This is a genomic window from Bradyrhizobium sp. 6(2017) (genome assembly GCF_011058295.2).
Classification (GTDB): domain Bacteria; phylum Pseudomonadota; class Alphaproteobacteria; order Rhizobiales; family Xanthobacteraceae; genus Bradyrhizobium; species Bradyrhizobium septentrionale.
Genome location: NZ_CP049289.2, coordinates 4,739,838 through 4,758,738, shown reverse-complemented (window position 1 = coordinate 4,758,738; position 18,901 = coordinate 4,739,838). Strand labels below are relative to the sequence as shown.

General features: G+C 65.4%; 14 protein-coding genes. 6 read left to right on the top strand and 8 right to left on the bottom strand.

What is annotated here, in order from left to right; translation table 11 throughout:
* The first annotated feature begins 155 nt into the window (after positions 1-155).
* Complete coding sequence (locus G6P99_RS22165) at positions 156-839, top strand: hypothetical protein (protein WP_165123427.1); 684 nt, start codon at positions 156-158, stop codon at positions 837-839.
* A gap of 12 nt (positions 840-851) precedes the next feature.
* Here the strand turns inward: G6P99_RS22165 and G6P99_RS22160 are convergent, their stop codons facing one another.
* From G6P99_RS22160 to G6P99_RS22130, 7 genes are all read right to left on the bottom strand, one after another.
* Positions 852-1,178: a BA14K family protein gene (locus G6P99_RS22160; protein ID WP_245284731.1), complete on the bottom strand. Its 327-nt coding sequence runs from the start codon at positions 1,176-1,178 to the stop codon at positions 852-854.
* Between the two features lie 11 nt (positions 1,179-1,189).
* A complete protein-coding gene (locus G6P99_RS22155; RefSeq protein ID WP_029082170.1) occupies positions 1,190-1,501 on the bottom strand; it encodes a hypothetical protein in 312 nt (103 codons plus the stop codon).
* 8 nt (positions 1,502-1,509) lie between these two features.
* On the bottom strand, positions 1,510-2,961 hold the full coding sequence (locus G6P99_RS22150; RefSeq protein ID WP_029082171.1) for an efflux transporter outer membrane subunit: 1,452 nt from the start codon (positions 2,959-2,961) through the stop codon (positions 1,510-1,512).
* 33 nt (positions 2,962-2,994) lie between these two features.
* Positions 2,995-6,279: an efflux RND transporter permease subunit gene (locus G6P99_RS22145; RefSeq protein WP_165123425.1), complete on the bottom strand. Its 3,285-nt coding sequence runs from the start codon at positions 6,277-6,279 to the stop codon at positions 2,995-2,997.
* 3 nt (positions 6,280-6,282) lie between these two features.
* Entirely contained in the window at positions 6,283-9,390 is a 3,108-nt protein-coding gene (locus G6P99_RS22140) for an MdtB/MuxB family multidrug efflux RND transporter permease subunit (protein WP_029082173.1), read from the bottom strand.
* Positions 9,387-10,715: an MdtA/MuxA family multidrug efflux RND transporter periplasmic adaptor subunit gene (locus G6P99_RS22135; protein ID WP_051346441.1), complete on the bottom strand. Its 1,329-nt coding sequence runs from the start codon at positions 10,713-10,715 to the stop codon at positions 9,387-9,389. Before G6P99_RS22135 ends, G6P99_RS22140 begins: the two co-directional genes overlap by 4 nt.
* A gap of 178 nt (positions 10,716-10,893) precedes the next feature.
* Positions 10,894-12,339, bottom strand: a complete 1,446-nt coding sequence (locus tag G6P99_RS22130) for a DASS family sodium-coupled anion symporter (protein ID WP_029082175.1) — start codon at positions 12,337-12,339, stop codon at positions 10,894-10,896.
* Positions 12,340-12,564: 225 nt separating this feature from the next.
* Here G6P99_RS22130 and aat point away from each other — a divergent pair, with 225 nt between their 5' ends.
* Positions 12,565-13,245 (top strand): leucyl/phenylalanyl-tRNA--protein transferase, encoded by a 681-nt coding sequence (aat, locus tag G6P99_RS22125; protein WP_029082176.1) that lies wholly within the window; start codon positions 12,565-12,567, stop codon positions 13,243-13,245.
* 113 nt (positions 13,246-13,358) lie between these two features.
* On the opposite strand, the gene G6P99_RS22120 is transcribed toward aat, so the two are convergent.
* The gene (locus G6P99_RS22120; RefSeq protein WP_051346442.1) at positions 13,359-14,378 is read right to left on the bottom strand and encodes a DUF2155 domain-containing protein; all 1,020 of its coding nucleotides are present in this window, start codon (positions 14,376-14,378) and stop codon (positions 13,359-13,361) included.
* A gap of 258 nt (positions 14,379-14,636) precedes the next feature.
* Here G6P99_RS22120 and G6P99_RS22115 point away from each other — a divergent pair, with 258 nt between their 5' ends.
* The 4 genes from G6P99_RS22115 (at position 14,637) to G6P99_RS22100 (ending at position 18,440) form a co-directional block, all read left to right on the top strand.
* Positions 14,637-15,416 (top strand): SDR family NAD(P)-dependent oxidoreductase, encoded by a 780-nt coding sequence (locus G6P99_RS22115; RefSeq protein ID WP_165123423.1) that lies wholly within the window; start codon positions 14,637-14,639, stop codon positions 15,414-15,416.
* Between the two features lie 36 nt (positions 15,417-15,452).
* Positions 15,453-16,394, top strand: a complete 942-nt coding sequence (locus tag G6P99_RS22110; protein WP_029082179.1) for an alpha/beta hydrolase — start codon at positions 15,453-15,455, stop codon at positions 16,392-16,394.
* Positions 16,395-16,570: 176 nt separating this feature from the next.
* On the top strand, positions 16,571-17,794 hold the full coding sequence (locus G6P99_RS22105; RefSeq protein ID WP_029082180.1) for an SLC13 family permease: 1,224 nt from the start codon (positions 16,571-16,573) through the stop codon (positions 17,792-17,794).
* Positions 17,795-17,996: 202 nt separating this feature from the next.
* Entirely contained in the window at positions 17,997-18,440 is a 444-nt protein-coding gene (locus G6P99_RS22100; RefSeq protein ID WP_245284732.1) for a hypothetical protein, read from the top strand.
* The last annotated feature ends 461 nt before the right edge of the window (positions 18,441-18,901 follow it).

Sequence of the window (18,901 nt, the reverse complement as noted above, 5' to 3'; positions counted from 1 at the left end):
CGCCGGAGGCGGCGGATTCGATCGATTTGTCGCGTTTGATTTAACGGCTGCGTCATCCTGTTGTTCGATCGGGACATCGTCCTTCCGGCCAATTAAGAAACAAATCGACGTTGATTGCCAAAATCCCGCCACCAGCTTGGCAGGAGGCGCTACCCATGTTCGGGCGCAGGATCACCTTCGGGAAGAAGCAGCACACCCTGGGCGAACTCCAGGAATTGATGCGTCCGACACCGGACGCGGATGGCGTGACGCGGGTCTTTCCCAAGGAGATCTGGGACGATCCGAAGGTCGGTGCGATGCTGCGCGATCTCGGCTTCAACCCCGACGATCCGCGCAATATCAGAAAGACGGCGGAAGACTACGTCGCGATGTTCGCCGCGGCGAAAAAGCGGCTCGATGAACGCTCTGAAGCCTTCAACCGCGACATGACCGCCCGCTACGGCTACTGCCGCGCCGTCCCCTTCCTGGTGATCGACCACACGATCTGGGACGGCGAGGATGGCGCCTTCCTCTATGCGAGCATGAACCTGATCGGCTTCGACGACTGGAACGTGCTGATGTTGGCGGCAGACGAGCGCACCAGGCAAATGTGCGGCATCGCCGGCCATCCCGGCACCGTGCCTGCCGTCACCGACGTCGTGGCCAAGCACGTGACCGCATGGAAGGCGCGCCACGAGGCTGCGCTGGAATTATACGGCGTCACGGCCACCGGCGGCGAAGGCGGCATCACGCGCGAACAATATGAGACGGAGAAGGACACGCTGCGCCAGGAGATCGTCGACAAGGTCGGCTGGATGAAGCCGCGCATCATCGACGAGCTTGTGCGTATTCAGGGCTAAAACACCCGCCTCTCAATCCTGCCTGTCGCGGTGCCGCCGCGTCCGGTACTGGCGGCAATCCTGACACGGCGTGCCAAAGATCACCTGCGACGGATACGGCCGCGCAGAGTGCCACGGCGTCGAGCCGAACAGGCCCGCCGCCCCGAACCCTGCGCTGAAGGGATCGGCGGCAAAGCTGCCCGGGAAATAGCCGTTGCTGCGAAAATCGCGGTCGTCGTCCCGGCCGTCGAAATACGCGCCGCCGGTGTTGCCGTAGCGCAGCGGCCGCTCCTGTGCCGACGCCGCGGCCGCGCCGAGCGCGATGACGGCGCAGGCGATCAGTCCTCTGATGGCAGTCATGGCCAAAACCCTCATTGCGGATTGGTCCCCCAGTCGCCCTTCCAGGCGATCAGGCGACCCTTGCCGAATTGCAGATAGAGCCCGTCGCTGCGCCTCGACAGCACGCTGCCCCTGACATTGGGCAGCGCGACGAACAATTCATTGCCCGGCGTGCCGCGAACGTAATTCAGGGGAACGCCCAGCGATTGGCTGGCCTGGTCGGCGCTCATGCCGAAGGCAAGCGGAACGCCGTTCGCTGCGCGTTGCTGTGCCCGGGCTGTGCCGAGCGGCGCGCCCAGCGCGATGACGAGGGTAACGACGACGAGTGTGACGAACCGCTGCATGACCGACCTCATTGCACCGCCGCCGCAAGCGTGCCGGCGGGCGTCCAGCCGCCGCCGAGCGCCTGGAACAGGCTGCTCGCGGCGAGCAGCTTGTTGAGCCTCACCGTGACCAGGTTCAGTTCAGCCGTAAACAGCGTCTGCTGCGTCTGCAGCACGGTGATGAGATTGACCGTGCCACCGCGCAGCTGCGTCTCGGAGACCTCGAACGCCTTGCGTGAGCTCGCCACCACGTCGGACTGCAGCCGCTCCTGCAGCGTGAACTGTTGCAGCGCGATCAGCGCCTTCTCGACATCGGCGAAGGCCGACAGCACCGCCTTGCGATAGGCCTGGAGGAATTGCAATTGCTGGCCCTTGGCGAGCTTGAGCTGGCTTTCGAGCAGGAAGCCGTCGAACAGCGGCTGCGTCAGCCCGGCGGCAAGCGTGTAGTACCAGCCGCCCGGTGCAAACAGCGAGGCCAGCGCCACGCTCTGGAAGCCGGTGGTGCCGGTCAGCTGGATCTGCGGGAAGAACGCCGCGCGCGCCGCGTCGACGCTGAAATTGGAGGATGCGAGCTGCGCCTCGGCCTGGCGCACGTCAGGCCGCTGATAGAGCAGTTCCGACGGCATTCCCGGGGTCACGCGCGGCACCGCGATTTGCGTGGTGCTGCCGCCGCGCACCGTGAAATTGGCCGGCGCGCGCGCGACCAGCACGGCGAGCGAAGCGATGTTCTGCCCGACCGTCACCTCGAGCGGCGGGATCGCCGCGCGCTGCGTGGCAACCAGCGCCTCCTGCTGCGACAGATCGAGCTGCGAGGCGGTGCCGCCGGCGAACTGCGACTTGATCAAAGCGAGGATGCGCTCTGCCGCCGCCAGATTGCGCCGGGTGGCCTTGATCTGGTCCTGTGCCGCCAGCACCTGGAAATAGGTATTGGCAACCGTTGCCATCGTGGTCAGCGCGACCACCTCGCGATTGTAGCGGGCACTGGTGGCGCTCTCCTCCGACGCCGATAGCGTGGCGCGGTTCTTGCCCCAGAAATCGACGATATAGCTCGCGCTCAGCCCCAGGCTGTATTGCGAGAACGTCCCGCTCCCGCCGAGCGACGAACTCGATCCCGTGGCCACACGCTGACGCTCGGCATTGGCCGATCCGGAGATCGACGGCAGCAGCGCCGCGCCGGAGACGCCGACCTGGGCATCGGCCTGCACGATCTGGGCGATCGCCACCGCGATGTCGAGATTATAGAGCTGCGCGGACTCCATCAGCCCGATCAATTCGGGCGAGCGGAAACCGCGCCACCAGGCAAGCGCCGGAACTGCCGCGTCGACATCGCCCTTGGCGGCGGCGCGATAGCTCGCTGGCACTTCGAGACTGAGCTCGGGCTTCTCCGCCCCGGGAATGCACCCGGAGAGGCCAAGGCTCAGACCAAGGCTGAGGCCGCCGAACGCCCCTACGCGCAGCAACCGGACCGGTTTCCGCAACACCTGAAGATTTCGCAACGCTGCAACTGTCGGCATTTACTCGCCCGGTTGAAGTGAGGAGCCCGGCGTCCGCATGGCGCCGCCGCGGCGGACGCGCTGGGCCCACAAGCGGAACCGGTCGAGATAGAGGTAGATGACCGGCGTCGTATAGAGGGTCAGGACCTGGCTCAGGATCAGGCCGCCGACGATGGCGATGCCGAGCGGCTGCCGCAGCTCGCCGCCATCGCCCATGCCGATGGCGAGCGGCACCGCGCCGAGCAGCGCAGCCATCGTCGTCATCATGATCGGTCGGAAGCGCAGCAGGCATGCCTCTCTGATGGCCTCGAGCGGCTCCAGCCCGCGCTTGCGTTCTGCCTCCAGCGCAAAGTCGATCATCATGATGGCGTTCTTCTTCACAATGCCGATCAGCAGGATGACGCCGATCAGCGCCATGATACTGAACTCGGTCTTGAATGCCATCAGCGCCAGCAAGGCGCCCACACCCGCCGACGGCAATGTCGACAGGATTGTCAGCGGATGAACGAAGCTTTCGTAGAGCACGCCCAGCACGATGTAGATCGTCACCAGCGCTGCCAGGATCAGGAATGGCTGGTTGGCGAGCGAATCCTGGAACGCCTTCGCAGAGCCCTGGAAGGTGCCGCGGATCGTGGCCGGGACGCCGATCCGGTTCATGGTCGCCTCGATGCTTCCGACCGCGGTGCTCAGCGACACGTTTGGCGGCAGGTTGAACGAGATCGTGTTGGCGACCAGGAGGCCCTGGTGATTGACCGCAAGCGGCGTCGCGCCCTCTTTGAAGGCGGCGACGTCCGACAGCGGGATCATGGTCTCGCTGCTGGTAGAGACGGCCGAACCGGTCGAGGCCACGCCCTTCCCGGTCGACCCGATCGAATTGGTGGCCTGATTGCGTGCGGCCTGGGCATTGGCCGAATTGGCGGCGCTTGAGGTCCCCGGCGCCGCCACCGTGCCCGCCACCGCGTTGGTGGCCTGCGAGCCGCCGACCGATCCGCCCGACGTGCTGATATAAACGTCCTTTAGCGTCTGCGGGTTCTGCCAATAGCGCGGCGCGACCTCCATGATGACGTGGTACTGGTTGCGCGCGACATAGATGGTCGACACCTGCCGCTGGCCGAAGGCGTCGTAGAGGGTGTTGTCGATCTGGCTGACCGTGATGCCGAGCCGCGCCGCGGCGTCGCGGTCGATCACGAGATCGGACTCCAGGCCCTTGTTCTGCTGGTCGCTGTTGACGTCGGCCAGGTTCGGATCGCGCTGCAGGGCCGCCGCGATCTTCGGCGTCCATTCATTGAGCTCCTCCAGCGTCGATCCCTGCAGCGTGTACTGATACTGCGCGTTGGACTGCCGTCCGCCGACCCTGATGTCCTGCACCGCCTGCAGGAACAGGCTCGCGCCGGGCACCACCGACATCTCACGCCGCAGCCGCGAGATCACGCCGTCGGCGCCGATCTTGCGCTGGTCGAGCGGACGCAGCGAGACGAACACGAAGCCGGAATTGGTTTGCCCGCCGCCGGTAAAGCCGACCACCGTCTCCACCGCCGGATCGCGCTTGATGATGCCGACGAACTGCGCGAGCTTCTGCTGCATCAGCTGGAACGAGACGCTCTGGTCGGCCTGGATCGAGCCGACCAGCCGCCCGGTATCCTGCTGCGGGAAGAAGCCCTTCGGAATCACGTCGTAGAGATAGAAGTTGAGGCCGAACACCGCCGCCAAGATCAGCATCACCGACTGCGGATGCGCCAGCGCTGCGGTCAGCGTCCTGCGGTAGAAATTCAGCATCGCCTCGAAGAAGCGCTCGCTGGCCCAATAGAGCCGCCCGTGGCCGCCTTTGTCCGGCTTGAGCAGTACCGCGCACATCATCGGCGTGGTCGAGAGCGAGACCGCGAGCGAGATCAGGATCGAGATCGAGATCGTCATCGCAAATTCGCGGAACAGCCGGCCGACGATGCCCTGCATCAGCAGGATCGGGATGAACACCGCGATCAGCGAGATGCTCATCGACAGCACCGTGAAGCCGACCTCGTTGGCGCCCTTCAACGCCGCCTCGAGCGGGCTCAAGCCGTCCTCGATGTAGCGGGTCACGTTCTCCAGCACCACGATGGCATCGTCGACCACGAAGCCGGTCGCGACCGTCAGCGCCATCAGGGACAGATTATCCAGGCTGTAGCCGAACAGGTACATCGCCCCGAAGGTTGCAACCAGCGACACCGAGACCGCCACGACGGGAATGAATGTGGCGCGCGCACTGCGCAGGAACGCGAACACCACGATGATGACCAGCAGCACGGCCAGGACGAGGGTCCGCTCCACGTCCCTGAGCGAGGTGCGGATGGTGGTCGAGCGGTCCACGGCAAGGCCGATGTCGATCGCCGGCGAAATCGAGGCTTGCAGCTGCGGCATCAGCCCCTTCACCAGGTCAACGGTACTGATGATGTTGGCGTTCGGCTGGCGGTAGAGGATGAGCAGCACCGCGGGCTTGCCGTTGGCGAGCCCGGCGTTGCGCAAATTCTCGACGCCGTCGGTCACCTCGCCGACATCGGAGACGCGGACCGGCGCGCCATTGCGATAGGCCACGATCAGCGGCTTGTAGTCGTCGGCCTTGTTGGCCTGGTCGTTGGCATAGACCTGGTAGCGCTGGTCGCCGACATCGATGCCGCCCTTCGGGCTGTGGGCGTTGGCACTCGACAGCGCCGCCCGGACATCCTCCAGCCCGATGCCGTATTTGTAGAGCGCCTGCGGGATCAGGTCGACGCGGACGGCGGGCAGCGAGCTGCCGCCGACCACGACCTCGCCGATGCCCTCGACCTGCGACAGCTTCTGCGCCAGCACCGTGGACGCGGCATCGTAGAGAGCGCCGCGCGTCAGCGTGTCCGACGTCAGGGTCAGGATCAGGATCGGCGCGTCGGCCGGATTGACCTTGCGGTAGGTCGGATTGCTGCGCAGGCTGGTCGGCAGATCGGCCCGCGCCGCGTTGATCGCGGCCTGCACGTCGCGCGCCGCGCCGTCGATGTCACGATTGAGGTTGAACTGCAGCGTGATCCGGGTTTGGCCGACCGAGCTCGACGACGTCATCTCGCTGACGTCGGCGATCTGGCCGAGATGCCGCTCCAGCGGGCTGGCGACCGTGGTCGCGACGTCCTGCGGGCTGGCGCCGGGCAGCGTCGCCTGCACCGAGATGGTCGGAAAATCCACCTGCGGCAGCGGCGACACCGGCAGCTTGAAGAACGCGACAATGCCGGCGGCCGCAAGTCCGAAGGTCAACAACGTGGTTGCGACGGGCCGGCGGATGAAGGGCGTTGACGGATCCATGGTTCAACGCGACTCGCTCGCCTCGCCGACCTCGTCCGACCGCCCGGCAAACCGCAGCGCGAGGCGATCGAACCAGAGATAGATCACCGGCGTCGTGAACAGCGTCAGCAGCTGACTGAGCAAAAGGCCGCCGACGATGGAGATGCCGAGCGGATGCCGCAGCTCGGAGCCGGCGCCGCTGCCGAGCATCAGCGGCAGCGCGCCGAGCACTGCGGCCATCGTCGTCATGATGATCGGCCGGAACCGCAACAGGCAGGCCTGGTAGATCGCCTCGCGCGGCGGCTTGCCCTCGTTGCGCTCGGCATCGAGCGCGAAGTCGATCATCATGATCGCGTTCTTCTTCACGATACCGATCAAGAGGATGATGCCGATGATCGCAATGATCGTGAGATCCTGCCCGGCCATCATCAGCGCCAGCAACGCGCCGATGCCGGCCGAGGGCAGCGTGGAGAGGATGGTCAGCGGATGGATGAAGCTCTCATAGAGCACGCCGAGCACGATATAGACCGTGATGATCGCGGCCAGAATCAGAAACAGCTGATTTGAGAGCGACGACTGGAACGCCAGCGCCGCGCCCTGGAAGCTCGTGATCATGCCGAGCGGCTGGTTGATGTCGGCCTGCGCCTGCTTGATCGCGGTCACCGCGCCGCCGAGCGAGGCGCCCGGCGCCAGATTGAACGAGACGGTTGCCGAAGGGAATTGGCCGAGATGCGATACCTGCAGCGGCGCGGTCTCGACCCGCATCTTGGCCATCACCGACAGCGGCACCGGCGTCGAGCCCACCGATGACGGCAGATAGATCGACGACAGCGAGTCCAGCGAATTCTGCAGCGACGGGTCGGCCTCCAGGATCACGCGGTACTGGTTCGAATTGGTGAACACGGTGGAGACGATGCGCTGGCCGTAGGAATCGTACAGAGCGTTGTCGATGGTGGCCGGCGTAATGCCGAACCGCGCGGCCTGGTCGCGGTCGATGTCCACAAACACCGAGAGCCCCTGCGCCGAGATGTCGCTTGTGACGTCGCTTAGTTCAGGCAATTCCCTGAGCTTGTCGACCAGCTTCGGCGTCCATTCCGCGAGCTCGTTCGGATCGGCGTCCTGCAGGATGAATTGGTACTGCGTCCGGCTCACCGTGCCCTCGATGGTGAGGTCCTGGACCGGCTGCATATAGAGCGTGATGCCGGTCAGCGCGGCCGTGCTCGCCTTGATCCGGTCCATGATCGTCGCGACGCCGGCCTTGCGCTGCTCATGCGGCTTCAGATTGATCAGGATACGGCCGCTGTTGAGCGTGGTGTTGGTGCCGTCGACGCCGATGAAGGACGACAGACTTTCCACGTCCGGATCCTTCAGGATCGCGCTGGCGAGCCGCTGCTGCCGCTCAGCCATCGCAGCATAGGACACCGATTGCGGCGCCTCCGAGATCGCCTGGATCACGCCGGTGTCCTGCAGTGGAAAGAAGCCCTTGGGGATGACGATGTAGAGCAGCGCGGTCAGCCCAAAGGTGGCGAGCGCGACCAACAGCACCAGCGTCTGGCGATCCAGCACCCAGTTGAGCATCCGGGCATAGATCGCGATGACGTAATCGAACCCTTCCCGGCTGAGCCGCTGGAAGGTGTTCTCGCGTGTCATGCTTTCCGGCTTCAGGAGCTTGGCGCAGGCCATCGGCACCAGTGTCAGCGACACCACGGCGGAGATCAGGATCGTGACCGACAGCGTGATCGCGAATTCGCGGAACAGGCGGCCGACGACATCGCCCATGAACAGCAGCGGGATCAGCACCGCGATCAGCGACACCGTCAGCGAGATGATGGTGAAGCCGATCTGCTCGGAGCCGCGCAGCGCCGCCTCAAGTGGCGTTTCGCCCTCCTCGATGTAGCGCGAGATGTTCTCGATCACGACGATGGCGTCGTCGACCACGAAGCCGGTCGCGATCGTCAGCGCCATCAGCGACAGATTGTTCAGGCTGAAGCCGAACAGATACATCGCCCCGAGCGTGCCGACCAGCGACAGCGGCACCGACAGGCTCGGGATCAGCGTGGCGCGGGTCGAGCGCAGGAACACGAAGATCACCAGCACGACCAGGACGACCGCGAGCGACAGCTCATACTCGACGTCGCGGACCGAGGCGCGGATCGTGACGGTCCGGTCGGTCAGGATGTTGAGGTCGATCGCGGCCGGCAGCGTGGCCTGGAGCTGCGGCAGCAGCGCCTTGATGCCCTGGACCACCGAGATGACGTTGGCGCCGGGCTGGCGCTGGATGTTGAGGATGATCGCCGGCGTCTCGTTCATCCAGGCGCCGAGCTTGTCGTTCTGCGCGCCGTCGATGACGTTGCCGACGTCGCTGAGCCGGACCGGCGAGCCGTTCTTGTAGGCGATGATCAGCGACCGGTAGTCGCTGGCATTGCGGATCTGGTCGTTGGCGTTGATGGTGTAGGCGCGCATCGCGCCGTCGAAATTGCCCTTCGGCGTGTTGACATTGGCGTTGCCGAGCGTGGTGCGGAGATCGTCGATGTTGAGGCCATAGGCCGCGAGCTTGCGGATGTCGGCCTGGATGCGCACCGCGGGCCGCTGGCCGCCGCTGATGCTGACGAGGCCGACACCAGGCAGCTGCGAGATCTTCTGCGCCAGCCGCGTGTCGACGAAATCGTTGACCTGCGTCAGCGGCATGGTCTTCGAGGTCAGGCCGAGCGTGAGGATCGGCGCGTCGGCCGGGTTGACCTTGGCGTAGATCGGCGGCGCCGGCAGGTCCGACGGCAACAGATTGCCCGCGGCATTGATCGCGGCCTGCACCTCCTGCTCGGCGACGTCGAGCGAGATCGACAGGCCGAACTGCAGCGTGATCACCGACGAGCCGGCCGAGCTCACCGAGCTCATCTGGTTCAAGTTCGGCATCTGGCCGAACTGCACCTCGAGCGGCGCCGTCACCGACGAGGTCATCACGTCGGGGCTCGCGCCCGGATAGAAGGTCTGCACCTGGATGGTCGGATAGTCGACTTCCGGCAGCGCCGCGACGGGCAGGAATCTGAACGCCAGCATGCCCGACAGCATGATGGCAATCATCATCAGGGTCGTCGCCACCGGCCGCAGGATGAATGGCCGAGACGGGTTCATTTCGTCTGCCCGTCCTCGGAACGCTTGCGGTGGCCGCCTCCCGCCTTGTCGGGTTCGGCGCCGCCCTTGCTATCTCCCATCGCCGCGCCGTTCGCGCCACCCGTCGCCGCGCCCTTGGCCGCAGCGGCCGGGTTCGCGGCATCGGCGGCGGAGCGCACGATCACCTTGGCGCCCTCGCGCAACTTGTCGGCGCCATCGATCACGATGCGGTCGCCGGGCACCAGCCCCGTGAGCACCTCGACCCGGTCGCCGTCGGTGACGCCGAGCTTGACCGGGCGCACCGAGACCGTGCTGTCGGCGTTGACGAGATAGACAAAGGTGCCGGGGACGCCGCGCTGGATGCCGGCGGTCGGCATCGTGGTGGCGTCCTTGTGGGTATCGAGCAGCAGGCGGATGTTGACGAACTGGTTCGGATACAGCGTGCGCTTGTCGTTCTCGAACTGGGCGCGCAGCTTGATCGTGCCGGTGGTCGCGTCGATCTGGCTGTCGAAGGTCTGCAGCGATCCGTCGGCGAGCTTGTTGGCGCTGCTGCGGTCATAGGCCGCAGTCGGCAGCACGGCGCCTTCCTTCAGCCGCTTGGCGACCGCCTGCAGATTGTCCTCCGGCAGCGTGAACAGCACGCTGATCGGCTCGAGCTGCGTGATCACGACAAGGCCGTTGGTGTCGCCCGGCGTCACATAGTTGCCGAGGTCGACCTGGCGCAGGCCCACGCGTCCGTTGATCGGCGACACGATGTGGCAATATTGCAAATTCACCTCGGCGGACTTCACCGAGGCGCGGTCGGCTTCGACAGTGCCCTGATACTGCGCGACCAGCGCGACCTGGGTGTCGAGCGTCTGGTGCGGCACCGCGTTCTGCGTGGCGAGGTTCTGGTAGCGGGTGAGATCGACCTGGGCACCCTTCAGCTGCGCCTCGTCGCGCGCCAGAGTGCCCTTGGCCTGCGCCAGCGTCGCCTCATAGGGCCGCGAATCGATCTCGGCGATCAGGTCGCCCTTCTTGACCTCGTCGCCCTCCTTGAAATCGATCTTCATCAGGTAGCCGCTGATCTGGCTCCTGATCGTCACGGTGGCGAGCGACGTCACGGTGCCCAGCGCATTGAGGCTGACGCCGATATCGCCCTTGCCGACGGTCTCCGGCACGATCGACATCGGCCCGGCATTGCGGCCGCCGCCGGCCTGTTGCGGCGGGCTTTGCTGGCGCGTCCACCAGACGATGCCGGCAAGCACCGCCAGCACGAGAAATCCGGTCAAAATCCCTCGGCCGCGCGACGTTCGCCTGACCGGCTCGGGCGCGACGATCGACGGGTCTTTTATATGCTGGTCCATAACTTGCCCACGAAGAAACACGAAAGAGCTCGCGCGACTCTATGTGTCCCCTGAGATCCGCGCGCGCCACATTCGGGAAGCATTTTGATCGCTTCCGCCAGACAAAGCGCGTTAAGAATCGGAAAGGAAAGTCCCTCCTTCCCGGCCGGCCGCTGTTTCCCGCTGGATTGTGGCTATTTTACCCGATCGTTTGTAACCAGGGCAACACGATCAGCAACAATCCGGCAAAGTAGATCGCGCCGAAGATCAGCCCGAACTTCCAGAAGTCGCCTTTGCCGATATAGCCGCTGCCGTAATACATCGGCGCCGGTCCCGTGGCGTAGGGCGAGATCACGCCCATCAGCCCGAGCGAATAGACACACAGCAGCATCAGGGTCTGCACCGAGAGCCCGGGAATACTGGAGCCAACGGCGAGCACCACCGGCAGCACGGCAGCGGCGTGCGAGGTGATGCTCGAGAAGAAGTAATGGATCCAGAAGAAGAACGAGACGAGCAGGATCATTCCGACGAACGGCGACATCCCGGCAAGCGGCTTCGCGTAGCCTTCGGCCACCCATTTGATGAAGCCGATTTCGTTGAGGCCTGACGACAGCGTGAGCAGCGAGGTGAAATAGAAGAATACCTCCCACGCGCTCTTCTCGGCGACGATGTCCTCGAACGCGATCACGCCCGTGAGCAGCATCAGCGAGATCACGACGAACACCACCGTGGTCGCGTTGATGAAGTTCGAGCCGAGCAGCGGCACGCTGATATTGGGATTGGAGCCGCAGATCCACAGGAACATCGCGAGCAGCACCAGCACCGCCATGATCCATTCGTGCCGCGACGGCGGGCCCATCTTGGTGAGCTCGCCCTCGCTCCAGGTCACGATCTCCGGGCTCTCCTTGATCTCGGGCCGGCAGATCACGTAGCTCAATAGCGGCACCAGCAGCAGCAGAAGGATACCGAGCGGCGCGAAGCCGATGAACCATTGCGACCAGCCGACCTCGATATTGACCAGCTTCTTGGCGATCGAGAGCGCGGCGGCGTTCGGCGCCAGCGCGGTGAGAAACAGCGAGCTGGTCACGGCCGTGGTCGCAAACGCCGTCCACATCACGAAGGTGCCGATCTTGCCCGCGGTCGGACCGGGCTCGGAGCCATAGATGCGCGGGATGTTGCTGACGATCGGATAGATCGTGCCGCCGGAGCGTGCGGTATTGGACGGCGTTGCCGGTGCCAGCACGAGATCGGAGAACGCCACCGCATAGCCGAGCCCGATGGTGCGGCGGCCGAGGCCGCGCACCAGGAGCAGCGCCAGCCGGCGGCCGAGCCCGCTCTTGCGGTAGCCGATCGAGAACACGAAGGCGCCGACGATCAGCCACACCGTGCTCTCGGAAAAGCCGCCGAGCATCCAGCGCAGCGACTTGTTCGGATCGGGCTCGACATAGCCGCCGACGCCGGCGACCGTCAGGCCGATCAGGCCAACCGCGCCGACCGGCATCGATTCCAGGATCAGCCCGGTGATCACGGCGGCGAACACCGCGAAATAGTGCCACTGGTTGGCGTTCAGCCCCGCCGGCACCGGGACCAGATAAATCACCAGCCAGACCAGCAACGGCGCAAATGTCCGCCATGACCACTTCATGCAGCGTCCCCCTCAGCTGTGTCGATTGTCGGGCGTGCAAACCGCCATGTCCCGGACGGCGCCGCCATCTTTTTGTTGCAATGTAGCACGGTCGCGCAGTCCGTCTCGGGAAACTGCAGCCGAACGGCGCGGCCTGTGGAGGAACCGGCGCGTCTCGTCAACACCGTGCGACACCCGAGGGCCCCCCCATCGCAAGACCACGCACGCTTTGCTATTCTCGTGACCATGACGTCACGAGACTCCGCCTCCTCCGAAATCACGCCCGAGGTGCTGCTGCGCGCCTATGCCTGCGGCATCTTCCCGATGGCGGAGAGCGCCGACGACCCGACCCTGTTCTGGGTCGAGCCCGAATTGCGCGGCGTGATTCCGTTCGATGGCTTCCGTATCGCCTCCCGCCTGGCGCGCACCGTGCGCTCGGATGCGTTCACGATCACCGTCGATACCGCGTTCAAGGCCGTGATCGCCGGCTGCGCGGCACCGCAGCCCGGCCGCGACGACACCTGGATCAACAAGCGCATCCGCGACCTCTATCTCGGGCTGCACGCGTCAGGCCATTGCCACAGCGTCGAGGTCTGGCAGGACGACAATTTGGTCGGCGGGCTCTATGGCGTCAGCCTTGGCCGCGCCTTCTTCGGCGAAAGCATGTTCCACACCACACGCGATGCGTCGAAGGTCGCACTGGTGCATCTGGTGGCACGACTGATCGCGGGCGGGTTCGAGCTGCTCGACACGCAATATGTGACCGAGCATTTGAAGACGTTCGGCGCGATCGAAATCTCGCGGCGCCGCTATCGCACGCTGCTCGACAAGGCGATCACTGGCACGCCGGCGGATTTCGGCAAGCTCGACGCGACGCAACCGGTGAAGGGCGAGCAGGCGCTGGCGATCATCGCGGCGCGCAATTAAGGGCTCGTGTCCCGGACGCGGGACCCATCTCACTCATTCCCATCGGAAGCATAGGCCCCGGCCCAGCAGCGCATCACTTCGCGCTGTGCTGCGTCCGGGGCACGAGACCGCGTCTAGTTTCCGAACAATCCGCCGAACAAACCGCCCGGCCGCTGCTGCTGGGGCGGTGGAGGTGGCGGCTGCTGCTGGTATTGCGGCTGCGGCGGCGGACGCGGCGCGGCCTGCTTCGGCGGCGCGCGCTTCTGGGCCGGCGGCGGTGGCGGCGTCGGTGCCTTCGGCGGGTCGGGCGCGGCGGTCACGATGGTCTGGTCCGGCCCTTTGCAGTCGGTCAGCCAGATGTCGTAGATCGGATGCTCGACGCCATGCAGGCCGGGGCTAGCCGCGAACATCCAGCCCGAGAATATCCGCTTCACCTCGCCCTGCAGCGTGATCTCGTCGACCTCGACAAATGCGTCGGTGTTGGCGGCTTCGGTCGACGGCCGCGTGTAGCAGGCATCGGTCTTCACCCGCAGCGCGCCGAACTGCACGGTCTCGCCGATTTCCTCGTCGAAATTGATGATGCGGCCAGTGATCTTGTCGAGGCCGGAGAAGCTCGCCTTCTTGTTGGTGATCTTGGTCGAGGGCGGCTCCTGGACCACCTCGTCGCCCGGCTGCAGCGCCGCCGGCGTCTGCGGCGGAGTGCCCTGTGGAGCCCCCTGTGGCGTGCCCTTGGGTTGACGTTGCCCCGGCGGCAGGCCCGGCAAGGGATTTGCGCCGGGCGGCGTATTGGCAACGGCAGGACCGCCGGGCTGCGGCGGCTGCACGGCAACGCCGGGCTGGGTGCCCGGCGGAGCGACCGTGGTGCCGGGCGGCGGCGCCAAAGGCTGCGACTGCACACTGCCGGGCGGCGGAACCGCCTGCCCTGGTGGCAACGCCCGCGGCTGCGTCGGCAGCAGGCGGCCGCGCGGCAATTCCGGCACTTCCTCGTCGTCGTCGCTGGGTGGCTGCACCTGACCGCGCGGGATCGAGCCCGGCGGACGCGGCGCGGGATCGGAGAAAATCGTTCCGATCTGCGCGCGCGCGGGCGGCGCAAGCGAGATGGTTGAGGCGGCAACCAAGGCCGCAAAGCCAGTCAGGGCAATGGTTCGAAGCATCTCGCGCGGCTTTAAAAGGCGAATCGGGCTCGCGACATTGTACCTTGATATCGGCCGCTCGCAGGGCACCGGTTAACACGCCAAATAGGGCGGGGAAAGGGCGGGTCCGGCGCCCTCCCCGGCGCTCTGGTCAGCCACCGGTCTGACACTGGTAAGCCCCGGGGACACGTGGGATAGTCAGCACGCAAAAGCCGCGCGGCGACGCGCGAAAATCAGGAAAATCCGGATCGAACCGGACCAGCCAGAGGAAACCCAGACATGCCCGATCGCATCAGGCTCGACGGCCGGGTTGCCGTCGTCACCGGGGCTGCTGGCGTCATCGGAACCGCCACGCTTCATCTGCTCGCCGAACGGGGTGCGCGGATTGTCGCAGTCGACCGCAAGGAGGCCGATCTGTCGGCGGCCCTCAAGGAGCTGCCGGCCTCGGCCGAGGCGCTGGCGATCGCAGCCGACGTCACCGACGAAAGCGAGGTCAAGGATTATGTCCGCGCCGCCGTCGACCGCTTCGGCACCATCGACGCCTTCTACAACAACGCCGGCATCGAGGGCGACATCAAGCCGATCCCGGAATATTCGCTGGAGAGCTTTCGCCGGGTGCTCGACGTCAATGTCGTCGGCGTCTTCCTCGGTATGAAATACGTACTGCCGGTGATGCTGAAGCAGAACAGGGGCAGCATCATCAACACCGCCTCGATCGCGGGCCTGATGGGATCGCCGATGATCGCGGTCTATAGCGCGAGCAAGCACGCGGTGATCGGACTGACCAAGAGTGCGGCCTGGGAATGCTCCGGCACCGGCGTGCGCGTCAATTGCGTCTGTCCCGGCATGATCGACAGCCGCATGCTGAGCACGATCCTGCAGGGCCGCAGTGGCGGCAACGCCCCGCCGCCTGTCGAGAAGATCGTCGACCGCATCCCGGCGCGCCGGCTCGGGCTCGCAAGCGAGGTCGCCTCCATCGTCGCGTTCCTTGCCTCCGATGAGGCGAGCTACGTCTCCGGCTCCGCCTACACCGTCGATGGCGGCCGCACCGCCGCGTAACACTTCAGTCCAGCATCGCAAGAAGGTTTGTCGTCCATGCCCGTCGTTCTCGATCCCGATGCCGCCGCTGTCTACAAGGCCTTCCAGGAGGCCGGCCGCCCCGCCTATGAGACGCTGACCGCACCGGAAGCGCGCGAATATTATCGAGCCGCCCGCGTCGTCTCCAACCCCGAGCCGCCGGCGCTGGAATCCAGCAAGCCGCTTTCGATCCCGGCGCCGCACGGCACCATCCCGGCGCGCATCTACACGCCGAGGACGCTGCGCAAGACCGACGGGCTGGTGCCGTGCCTGGTGTTCTTCCATGGTGGCGGCTGGGTGATCGGCGATCTCGATACCCATGAGGTGGTCTGCCAGAAGCTTGCCCATGAGGGCGAGCTGATCGTGATCTCGGTGGACTATCGGCTGGCACCCGAGCACCGCTTCCCCGCCGCGGTGGATGACGCCGTTACCGCGACCCGATGGGTCGCCGCCAATGCAAAGAGCCTCGGTGTCGACGCCGCGCGGCTGATCGTCGGCGGCGACAGCGCCGGCGGTAATCTTGCGGCTGTGGTTGCGCTCACCGCCCGTGACGGCGGACCGAAGCTTGCCGCCCAGCTGCTGATCTATCCCGCGACGGAGTTTTCGCGAAAGCATCCCTCGCATCGCGAGCCCGAGACCAGCATCCTCCTGACGCATTCGGTGATCGGCTGGTTCGCCAACCACTATCTCGGCGGCGCCGACGGCAGCGACTGGCGCGTCTCACCGGCGCGCGCGACAAGCTTTGCCGGACTGCCGCCGGCCTATGTGCTGACCGCCGGCGCCGATCCGCTGCGCGACGAAGGCGACGAGTACGCGAAATTCCTCAAGGACGCCGGCGTGCCCGTCACCTACCGGCATTTCCCCGGCCAATTCCATGGCTTCTTCACCATGGGCAAGCTGCTCAATCAGGCCAATGTCGCGGTGTCAGAGATCAGCGCCTGGCTGAAGACGCTGGGCTGACGGCCGGCCGGCGAGTGGACAACCGGATCGGGCGACGTGGTCTGGCGTCCCCCGATCATGGCTCGAAGCGGCGAGCGCAGCTTGCGGCGCTAGCGCGCCTTGAAGTTCCCCGCGTCGCGCGATAGTGCGGCCGGGCGCGCGTCACGCCGCCGGGCACTCCAGCCATCGAGATCGTCTTGCTCACGCCTGTCCTCCTCTACGGTATCCCGCTCGACTTCCTCCTGTTCGCGCTGACGCTGCTCGGCGTCGCGATCTTCCATCACCACACGCTTGCCGTTGCGTTGACCGGCCTGACGGCGATCGTTGCCTACAAGCTGTTGTTCGCGGGCTTCGCGAAGTTCGGCGCCGGCTTGCCTGGTCTTGTGCACCACATGGAGCATGAGTGGGTCACGCTCGCGAACCTGTTTCTGCTGCTGATCGGCTTTGCGCTGCTGTCGCGCCATTTCGAGGAGAGCCGCCTCCCCGACAAGATGCCGGCGCTGCTGCCCGATGACTGGAAGGGCGGCCTGATCCTGCTCGTGCTCGTGTTCGTGCTGTCGGCCTTTCTCGACAACATCGCAGCCGCGCTGATCGGCGGCACCGTCGCGCGCCACGTGTTCCGCGGCCGGGTGCATATCGGCTACCTCGCCGCCATCGTTGCCGCATCGAACGCGGGCGGCTCCGGCAGCGTCGTCGGCGACACCACGACGACGATGATGTGGATCGACGGCGTCAGCCCGCTCATCGTCGTCGACGCCTATGTCGCCGCCATCGTCGCGATGCTGGTGTTTGCGGTGCCGGCCTCGCTGCAGCAGCATCGCTTCTCCCCGATCGTGAAGGACGCGCCGTCCGGCCTGAAGATCGACTGGGCGCGGGTTGCGATCGTGGCGGTCATCCTGCTCGCTGCGCTCGCGGCCAATGTCACCGCCAATCTGAAATTCCCCGCGCTGCTCGATGCACTGCCGGTGTTCGGCCTCGCCGTCTGGGCCGCGATCCTGCTGACCTCGCTGCTGCGCCGCCCGGACTGGTCGGTGATGCCCGAAACGTTGAAAGGCACCGTGTTCCTGCTGGCGCTGGTGACGGCGGCCTCGATGATGCCGGTCGAGGAGCTGCCCGCGGCATCATGGCAGACCGCGCTCGGGCTCGGCTTCGTCTCGGCCGTGTTCGACAACATTCCGCTGACCGCGCTGGCGTTGAAGCAAGGCGGCTACGACTGGGGCTTTCTCGCCTACGCGGTCGGATTTGGCGGCTCGATGGTCTGGTTCGGCTCTTCCGCGGGCGTCGCGGTCTCCAACATGTATCCGGAAGCCAAGTCGGTGGTCCGATGGATCACCCAGGGCTGGCCGATCATGGTGGCCTACGTCGTCGGTTTCTTCGTGATGCTCGCGCTGCTCGGCTGGCACCCCGACGCGCCGCATTGAGCACGCCGGCTCCGCCCTACCCCGCCCGCGCCGCCCGGCACGGCGATTGCGGCAGCTGGCCGCAGGCGCGCGGCTGTTCACCAACCTGCTCTCGCTAATGTGGAATTTGCTATGCTGCATTGCACAATGAACTTACGTCAAACTTGTGGAAAAGCGAGACAAATCCGTTGACATTGCTAAACTCCGTTTGTCGTAACAACTTATGGAGCGTCGCATGAGTGTTAGTGCAGAAGTCCTCGCCCGCGCCCCGCTGGAACAGTTGCAGGGCGAAGTCGACACGATGAATTCGCATCGACCACGCAGCAACATTCGGCCTCTCTCACCGATGCCGGACTACGTCGAGCACCGCAACGGCGTCAACGAGGTGGGCAAGCTGTCGGCCGAGGCGGTGGTGCGCGAATACGAAGCGGCGGTGAAAGAGATCGAGGCCCTTGGAACGGAACTGCAATTGGCCGCCAAGAACTGCGAGGCAATGGTGGCAGGCGTCCATGACATGATCGCGGAAATCAAGGAATTCGCCGCAGGTTACCGCGATCAGGGCAAGCGTTTCTTCCTGCAGATCGAGGCCGTGGCGTTGATGACCACGGAGGTCAGGGATACCTGCGAAGCACTCAAGAAGAAGATCGCGACCGACACATTGAGCTAGCGATATTTCGGCTGGGGCACGTTTCGTGCTCAGCGCTTTCGTGGATTTCTGCGATCGTGGGCTGATCCTGCGTGCGGTGGCTGCGCTATTCCGGCGCGGCGGAACTGCTAGTTCTGTTCAAAATTAGGTCGTTCAACATCTTGCCCCGCTTCGGCGGGGCTTTTGTGCTGTGAGGGCAATCTCTGCGCGCGGCGAGTCCTCAAATTGGCCGGACCGCCGCCAATGACCGATTTAACGCGCGTCAGGTGCACGCTCGGCCATGTCCGTTGCCGGAGGCAAAGCGGATATCGCGGACCAGCGGTCGTTAAAATCCGTAGCCGGGAGCGTGTCCGCGCCGGAGGCGACAACGCCGTCGGTCCGGGAAGCGTGCGACCTCATCGTAGCGGCGGTTGCCGTGACAGCTAGCAGGGCGACAGCCACGAACCCGGTAATCGTTCGATGCTTTGTCATTAGAACCTCCT